6 protein-coding genes are annotated in these 8,049 nt (G+C 67.4%); 5 read left to right on the top strand and 1 reads right to left on the bottom strand.

Annotated features, from left to right (window positions below; all coding sequences use genetic code 11):
• Nucleotides 1-748 precede the first annotated feature (748 nt).
• The 3 genes from QMK28_RS14265 to QMK28_RS14275 all read left to right on the top strand — a co-directional run bounded on the left by QMK28_RS14265 (nt 749) and on the right by QMK28_RS14275 (nt 4,177).
• Nucleotides 749-2,107 carry an ice-binding family protein gene (locus QMK28_RS14265; protein WP_326437751.1) on the top strand — a complete coding sequence of 453 codons (1,359 nt, stop codon included), beginning with the start codon at nt 749-751 and terminating at the stop codon, nt 2,105-2,107.
• Nucleotides 2,108-2,193: 86 nt separating this feature from the next.
• Nucleotides 2,194-2,988 (top strand): DUF5819 family protein, encoded by a 795-nt coding sequence (locus tag QMK28_RS14270; RefSeq protein WP_326437752.1) that lies wholly within the window; start codon nt 2,194-2,196, stop codon nt 2,986-2,988.
• The gene (locus QMK28_RS14275; protein ID WP_326437754.1) at nt 2,978-4,177 is read left to right on the top strand and encodes an HTTM domain-containing protein; all 1,200 of its coding nucleotides are present in this window, start codon (nt 2,978-2,980) and stop codon (nt 4,175-4,177) included. The genes QMK28_RS14270 and QMK28_RS14275 overlap by 11 nt, the downstream gene beginning before the upstream one ends.
• A 92-nt stretch (nt 4,178-4,269) precedes the next feature.
• On the opposite strand, the gene QMK28_RS14280 is transcribed toward QMK28_RS14275, so the two are convergent.
• Nucleotides 4,270-5,520 carry a class I SAM-dependent methyltransferase gene (locus QMK28_RS14280; protein WP_326437756.1) on the bottom strand — a complete coding sequence of 417 codons (1,251 nt, stop codon included), beginning with the start codon at nt 5,518-5,520 and terminating at the stop codon, nt 4,270-4,272.
• 367 nt (nt 5,521-5,887) lie between these two features.
• Here QMK28_RS14280 and groES point away from each other — a divergent pair, with 367 nt between their 5' ends.
• Both groES and groL read left to right on the top strand, forming a co-directional pair.
• Nucleotides 5,888-6,196 carry a co-chaperone GroES gene (gene groES / locus QMK28_RS14285; protein ID WP_326437758.1) on the top strand — a complete coding sequence of 103 codons (309 nt, stop codon included), beginning with the start codon at nt 5,888-5,890 and terminating at the stop codon, nt 6,194-6,196.
• Between the two features lie 93 nt (nt 6,197-6,289).
• The gene (groL, locus tag QMK28_RS14290; protein WP_326437760.1) at nt 6,290-7,915 is read left to right on the top strand and encodes a chaperonin GroEL; all 1,626 of its coding nucleotides are present in this window, start codon (nt 6,290-6,292) and stop codon (nt 7,913-7,915) included.
• Nucleotides 7,916-8,049: the final 134 nt, after the last annotated feature.

Here is an 8,049-nt window from a genome sequence, read left to right on the forward strand (position 1 = left end):
GCTGCGATGCGCGCAGCACTCCGGCAGCCCGCTCTTCGAGAACGACGCTGCTCAAGCGCGCCCGCCCCGCCGAGAACGTGCACGCGGTGCACACAGCGGCGCTACCGCCGCATCCCTCCCCGGCATCGCCCGGATCAGGCTGCCCTCAGCTCCGCCTCGCTGTGCCGACAAGTCGGCGGTGAAGGTCTCTCACCCCCGCACGTATCCCGGTGCTTCGCTGTGCAACGACACCCCGAGTTAGTAAAGCTCAGTAATTGGCTATCCTTAGGGAAGGGAAAGGAAAGGAAATCGAGAGCAGGATGACCAGCGGGCGGCGACAGCCGACTGGTCGCCACGCCCGGACGTTCGCTCTTTCGTTGCTGATTCAGAGTCCCCCTTAGTAGGTGGCGCAGAATTCAGAAGAAAGGATTCTTCCATTTCTGCGTACGGATTTCGCGTCCTCCCGATGTCCAGGACGCTAGTCCACCTGAGGCCGTCAACGTTGAACTTCGTGCGGGACGCAGGTTTGCGCTAACGGATATGGTGCGTTCATGCCTTGCCTGACGGGGCGGCTACTTCACGGCCCGTGCATGTGCTTATGTGATGTCCCGTAATTGCGACTGAAGGTCACTGCCGGGCCATACGCAAGCCTTCACGCGCTGCCCTTTTGGCGTTGTAATATGCCCCCGTCAAGTGGCTGGCGATCAACGAACAGTTAAGGGTCGCAAAAGAAGACCGTAATATTTCCCTACAAGAGTAGGCCTCCTCGATGAAACCGAACTTCTGCGGCGTGCTTCAATGGCGCGCCATTTCTATCTGGCTGGTGACGGCCGTGCTGGTCGCCGCTGCCGCAGTGGCGTTGACGCCGGTACAGGCCCACGCAATCGCGACAGCCGTCCCCCTTGGTACGGCCGACAGCTACGCGGTTCTGGCAGGCCAGTCGGTCACCAACACCGGTCCGACCGTGGTCACCGGAGACCTCGGGGTAAGCCCGGGAACGGCCGTCAGCGGGTTCCCGCCCGGCCAGGTGAATGGAGCCATCCACTCGGCGGACGCCCCCGCCCTCCAGGCACAGACCGACCTGACCGCCGCGTACAACAACGCCGCCGGCCAGGCCCCGGACGCCAGCATTTCCGGCGACCTCGGTGGCCAGACGCTGAATCCCGGCGTCTACAACGCCTCCAGCTCCATCGGCCTCACCGGCACGCTCACGCTGGACGCCCACGGAGACCCCAACGCCGTGTGGATCTTCCAGGTCGGATCGACCCTGACGACGGCATCCGCCAGCCGCGTGCTCCTGGTCAACGGTGCTGCGCCGTGCAACGTCTTTTGGCAGATCGGTAGCTCCGCCACGATCGGCACGAACTCCACCTTCGTCGGCAACATCTTGGCCCTGACCTCGATCTCCGCGAACACCGGAGCGACCATCGACGGCCGGGCGCTGGCACGGAACGGCTCGGTGACACTGGACAACAACCGGATCACCCGCGCGACGTGCGCCACCGGCACCACCGGCGGGACCACGGGTGGGACCACGGGTGTGCTGGGAGGCGTCCTCGGCGGCGTCACCACCGGCACAACTGCGGGCACGACCACCGGCACGACCGGCGGCCCCACAGGCAACACCACGGCGGGCGGCACCACCACTGGGGTCCTGGGAGGTGTGATCGGAGGAGTCCTTACCGGCGGCACGACCGGCGGCGCCACAGGCAGCACCACGGGTGGCGGCCTGACTGGAAACACCACGGGTGGCGGCCTGACTGGAAACACCACGGGTGGCGGAAACGGTGGTGACCACGGCGACCACGACCACGGTGACCACGGCGACCACGACCACGGTGACCACGGCGACCACGACCACGGTGACCACGGCGACCACGACCACGGTGACCACGGCGACCACGACCACGGTGACCATGGTGACCACGGTGACCACGGTGACCACGGTGACCACCACAAGGGTGACCACCACAACGGTGACCACCACAACGGTGACCACGGTGACCACCACAAGGGCGACCACGGGAACCAGCACGGCGACCACCACAAGGAGAACTGCCAGACCGGCGACAAGCACGACCGTGCGAAGTCCCTGCCTGGCACGGGCTGCGAGACGGCGAAGTCCTAGCTGAATCGCTCGCGGTCCGGCTGGTGGCACATGCCACGAGCCGGACCGCGAGCGCCGGATCCCGAATGCGCGGAAGGACCTGGGAAGTGGATTCGGTAAGTCGCGACGGGAAGGACGCCGAGCGTGACTTCACCAAAGACATTGAGCTAATGGATGTGAAGAAATTGAGCAGCGGACTCGTCGATGGCACGACGACCACTGAGTGCAGGCCGGCCACGCAGGTTCCGGGCGAGGAACCCGTCGCGGCTGAGTCCATTCTGGCACTTCCGCGACCGCTGAAAGCAGCAATCGGTACCGTGGTGACGCTATGTCTGACGGTATCCCTCGTCCACGTACTTCTCGTATTTCTGCACGTGGCTCCTCCCAATAGTATTTCGCAACGTTATAGCAAACAAATCAATTCCTGGGTATACCCGCTCTTCGAACAAAACTGGCGGCTCTTCGCTCCAAACCCCGAATCGGTCAACTATCAGATTTCGGCGAGGACCGCGCGGACCTCCCAGGGCGGCGCCGGGCAGGTCAGCGAGTGGTTCGACCTCACTGCCATCGACGATTCCGCCGTCCAGCACAGCATCTTCCCAAGTCATACAGAGCAGAACATGTTGCGTCGAGCATGGTCCTCGTACCTCGAACTCCACGGCGGCGACGATCAGCCGCACTCGAGGCGCGCCGGGATGATGCAGCAATACCTGAGCAACATCGCAGCACAACGCGTAGCTGCCTACCGGCACGACGCGTTCGGGACCATCCAGCTGCGCGTGATCACACAGCCGATCGCGGCACCCGAAGCAGCGAGCGGCTCCCAGCCCGCCGCAGCCGCCCCCACTCCGGGTAACACCCGGTACCTGCCGTGGTGGAAGGTGACTCCCCATGCCAACTGAGCACCAGCCACGGGCCCCGCACCCTCGAAGCCAGAGTTCCCAGCGGACAACCGGCGCAAGCAGGCAGCGGGCGCTCGAACAGCTCGGTGCCCTCCGCACCACCCTGACTGGGCGGGTCGTCTCCCCCTACGCAGCCGCGGCATTGCGCATCGGGTACGGATTCCTCTACCTCGTCTTCCTCTTGCGGGAATTCCCGCACCGCGACGAAATCTGGGGGCCTGGTTCCCCGTGGACCCCGGCCCTGGCGGCCGAGCTGTTCAGCCAGACGGGGTGGTCGAGCATCCTCACCCTGTCCGACAGTCGGCCGTACTTCGAGGCCTGTTACGCGCTGGCTCTGGTGGCCTCCGCGCTCTACATGCTGGGCTGGCGGACCCGGGTCCTGTCCGTGATCTTCGCTGTCGTGGTGGCCTCCTTCCACTCGCGCGCCATCTTCATGACAGACGGGGGAGACAACCTCATCCTCCTCATGGCCGTGTACCTATGCTTCACGGCCTGCGGCCGACGCTGGTCCCTCGATGCGCGCAGGGTCCGGATCCGCGTTTCCGCGGACCAGGCCGGCCAGCCGTCGACGAACCGGCGGACATCCAACTCGCTGAGCCAACTCAGCTCTGCCCGGCAGCATCTGACGACAGTGATGCACAACTGCGCCATGCTCGTCATCGCGGCCCAGGTCTGCCTCCTCTACGGATCAGCAGGGCTCTACAAGGTGCAGGGCAGCTACTGGGACAACGGGACCGCGCTCCACTACGTGCTGAACCTCGGCCTGTTCCGGCCGTGGCCCGCGCTGTCGCTCATGGTGGACCGCCACCAGATGCTGGTCGTCATCGCGAGCTATCTGACCGTCCTGCTTCAGGTGGCTCTCCCCTTCGTCCTGTTCAGCAGAGCCAAATACGTCGTCCTGACCATGCTCCTGGGCATGCACCTGGGGATCGCGGTCCTCATGGGCCTCCCCCTCTTCTCCGGCGCGATGGTCATCGCCGACGCAGTGTTTCTTCCCGACCGCTTTTACGCGTTCCTCGGACGGGCATGGCGCAGCACCTCCCCCACTGCGGCATGCCGAGAAGCCGGACCGGCGCCGCCACAAACCCCTCTCGTACCGAACCAGCCGGAATCACCAGACAGAAGCCGCACCGAGGCCGGATCCGAAGCCCACCGCCGGCCCGCCAACGGCCCAGGCTCACCCCCTTGACACTCCGGCTCGCGACGCACATCACCGCGAACAGTGCAACTGCCGGCAGTACGCGGGGCCGCAGCCGCTGACCACCTTCTACGCCGAGGACCTCACGGACCTGGCGTAGCGGTCCGGCCCAGCAGCATGCTGGGGGCGTCCGCGACCCGGGTCAGGAAGATGACGCAGGTCTTCTTCCCGCTGAGCTTGAGCTTCTTGCGCAGTTCCTCGGGCTCGATGGCGGAGCCGCGCTTCTTGATCACCGCGATGCCGACCCCGCGCTCGCGCATCAGGGCTTTGAGCTTCTTGAGGTTGAACGGCAGCACGTCGGTGATCTCGTACGCGGTGGCGTACGGCGTCGGGATCAGCTCGTCGCTCGTCACATAGGCGATCATCGGGTCGATCAGCCGCCCGTTGACCCGCTCCGCGACATCCGCGACCAGGTGCGCGCGGATGACCGCGCCGTCCGGCTCGTAGAGCCACCGCCCGACCGCTCCGGCTGCCGGGTCGGGCAGACCCGCGCCGAGCAGGGTGCGCGGGCCGGGGAGCAGCGTGGCGCGCATGCCGCCGGGCTGGAGCCGAGGCCCACCGGTGCCGCTGGCTCCCGCGCCGGCCGCCAGTGCCCCCGTACCGGCCTCCCTCGCCCCCGCCCCGAACCACAGCACCGCTTCCTTCACGCCCCCCGCGTCCGAGATCCATTCCGCCTCCGCGTCCGGCGGCACCGCCTCGTGCGGGATGCCCGGGGCGATCTTGAGCGCGGCGTACGGGGCCTTGCGGGCGGCCTCGACCGCCCAGGAGAGCGGCGGGGAGTACGACTCGGGGGCGAAGATCCGGCCACGGCCGCTGCGCCGGGCCGGGTCGACGAAGACGGCGTCGTAGCCGGTGGCGTCGATCCCGGCGACGTCCGCGCAGCGCACCTCGATGAGGTCCGCGAGGCCCAGGGCCTCGGCGTTGGCCTGCGCGACGGCGCAGGTCAGTGGGTCGCGGTCGACGGCCAGCACTTTGATTCCGGCGCGCGCCAGCGCGATCGCGTCGCCGCCGATCCCGCAGCACAGGTCCGCCAGCCGCCGTACGCCCAGCGCCGCGAACCGCTCGGCGCGGTAGGTCGCGACGGAGGTGCGGGTGGCCTGTTCGACGCCGTCGGACGTGAAGAACATCCGGTACGCGTCCTCCGCGCCGAACTTCGGGACGGCCCGTTGCCGCAGCCGGGCCTGGCCGATGGCGGCGGAGACCAGGGCGACGGGGTGCTCGCGGCGCAGCCGGGTCGCGGTCGCCAGTTCGCCGGCGGGGTCGTAGTCCCGCAGCCCGTCGAGCAGGGTCCGGCCTTCGTCCGTCAGCAGCGAGGGAAAAACATCAACATCCACCCGGCCATTGTCGCGGGGCCGCGGCCCGGCGGCGTCGTCGGGCGGCCGGGGCGGCGGCTCGTACGGCCGGGGGCCGTGCGGCGACTGGGGTCCGGGCCCTGAGGCGGACTCTCACGCCTGCGCCGCGCGGCTCCGCGCGGACCCCGGCGGGAGGGCCGACAGGCTCCGCCGAGCGGGGCGAATCGGCTCGGACATTGGCACTCTAGTTGACTGAGTGCTAACAGAGTCCTAGTGTCGAATCTGGCACTCCCCACCAGGGAGTGCCAACGCAGCGACGGGCAGGTTCGGCATCCCGCGACGACGGGCCTACCAGGTCGCCACCCATACAGACACTTCCCGTGAGCCCTTTGAAGGGGGAGGTCGGATCGTGACGACCGCCAGCACCAAGGTTGCCATCAAGCCGCTTGAGGACCGCATTGTGGTCCAGCCGCTCGAGGCCGAGCAGACCACGGCCTCAGGCCTGGTCATCCCGGACACCGCTAAGGAGAAGCCCCAGGAGGGCTCCGTCCTCGCGGTTGGTCCGGGTCGCTTCGAGGACGGCAACCGTCTTCCGCTCGACGTAGCCGTAGGTGACGTCGTGCTCTACAGCAAGTACGGCGGCACCGAGGTGAAGTACAACGGCGAGGAGTACCTCGTCCTCTCGGCTCGCGACGTTCTCGCGATCATCGAGAAGTAATTCACCAAAGTTTTTGATCTGCGCCCCGGGTTCCCGTGCCTAAACAACCGGGCGCCCGGGGCGTAGTTCATTTGAGAGGACTTGAAGCAACCCATGGCGAAGATCCTGAAGTTCGACGAGGACGCCCGTCGCGCCCTTGAGCGCGGCGTCAACAAGCTTGCTGACACCGTGAAGGTGACGATCGGCCCCAGGGGCCGCAACGTCGTCATCGACAAGAAGTTCGGCGCACCGACCATCACCAACGACGGCGTCACCATCGCCCGCGAGGTGGAGCTCGACGACCCGTTCGAGAACCTTGGCGCGCAGCTGGTCAAGGAGGTCGCGACCAAGACCAACGACGTCGCGGGCGACGGCACCACCACCGCGACCGTGCTCGCCCAGGCGCTGGTGCGCGAGGGTCTGCGCAACGTCGCGGCCGGCGCGTCCCCGGCTTCGCTGAAGAAGGGCATCGACGCGGCCGTCAAGGCCGTGTCCGAGGACCTTCTCGCGACCGCCCGCCCGATCGACTCCAAGGAGGACATCGCGGCCGTGGCCGGTCTGTCCGCCCAGGACAAGCAGGTCGGCGAGCTCATCGCGGAGGCGATGGACAAGGTCGGCAAGGACGGTGTCATCACTGTCGAGGAGTCCAACACCTTCGGCCTGGAGCTCGACTTCACCGAGGGCATGGCCTTCGACAAGGGCTACCTGTCGCCGTACATGGTGACCGACCAGGAGCGTATGGAGGCCGTCCTCGAGGACCCCTACATCCTGATCCACCAGGGCAAGATCGGCTCGATCCAGGACATGCTGCCGCTCCTGGAGAAGGTCATCCAGGCCGGCGCCTCCAAGCCGCTGCTGATCATCGCCGAGGACGTCGAGGGCGAGGCCCTGTCGACCCTGGTGGTCAACAAGATCCGCGGCACGTTCAACGCCGTCGCCGTCAAGGCGCCGGGCTTCGGCGACCGCCGCAAGGCGATGCTCGCGGACATGGCCACCCTCACCGGTGCCACCGTCATCGCCGAGGAGGTCGGCCTCAAGCTCGACCAGGCCGAGCTGGACGTACTGGGCACCGCCCGCCGCGTCACCATCACCAAGGACGACACCACCATCGTCGACGGTGGCGGCAGCTCCGAGGACGTCAAGGGCCGGATCAACCAGATCAAGTCCGAGATCGAGTCCACGGACTCCGACTGGGACCGCGAGAAGCTCCAGGAGCGCCTCGCGAAGCTCGCCGGCGGCGTGTGCGTCATCTCCGTCGGCGCGGCCACCGAGGTCGAGCTCAAGGAGAAGAAGCACCGTCTGGAGGACGCCATCTCCGCGACCCGTGCCGCGGTCGAGGAAGGCATCGTCTCCGGTGGCGGCTCCGCGCTCGTGCACTCCTCCAAGGTGCTCGAAGGCGGCCTGGGCCTGACCGGCGACGAGGCCACTGGTGTCGCGGTCGTCCGCCGCGCCGTGGTCGAGCCGCTGCGCTGGATCGCCGAGAACGCCGGCCTCGAGGGCTACGTCATCACCGCCAAGGTGAGCGAGCTCGACAAGGGCCACGGTTTCAACGCGGCCACCGGCGAGTACGGCGACCTGGTGAAGGCCGGCGTCATCGACCCGGTCAAGGTCACCCGCTCCGCGCTGGAGAACGCCGCGTCGATCGCGTCGCTGCTGCTCACGACCGAGACCCTGGTCGTCGAGAAGCCGGCCGACGACGAGTCGGGCGACTCGGGCCACGGCCACGGTCACTCGCACTAGTCACGCTGGTCACGGCGTGAGCCGTTGGCACTGCCATCGGCGGTCCGGCAGGTAGTCCGTCCGCGGACCGCCGGCGGTTCCCCGGTGAACAAGAACAGCGGCTCCACGGTGAACAAGAACAGCGGCCCGGCGCC

This window comes from Streptomyces sp. H27-D2, assembly GCF_035828615.1.
Taxonomy (GTDB): domain Bacteria; phylum Actinomycetota; class Actinomycetes; order Streptomycetales; family Streptomycetaceae; genus Streptomyces.

Bases quoted from the DNA above. Each gene is read 5' to 3' on its own strand.
- groL (WP_326437760.1), top strand. From the start codon at position 6,290: ATGGCGAAGATCCTGAAGTTCGACGAGGACGCCCGTCGCGCCCTTGAG.
- QMK28_RS14275 (WP_326437754.1), top strand. From the start codon at position 2,978: ATGCCAACTGAGCACCAGCCACGGGCCCCGCACCCTCGAAGCCAGAGT.
- QMK28_RS14265 (WP_326437751.1), top strand. From the start codon at position 749: ATGAAACCGAACTTCTGCGGCGTGCTTCAATGGCGCGCCATTTCTATC.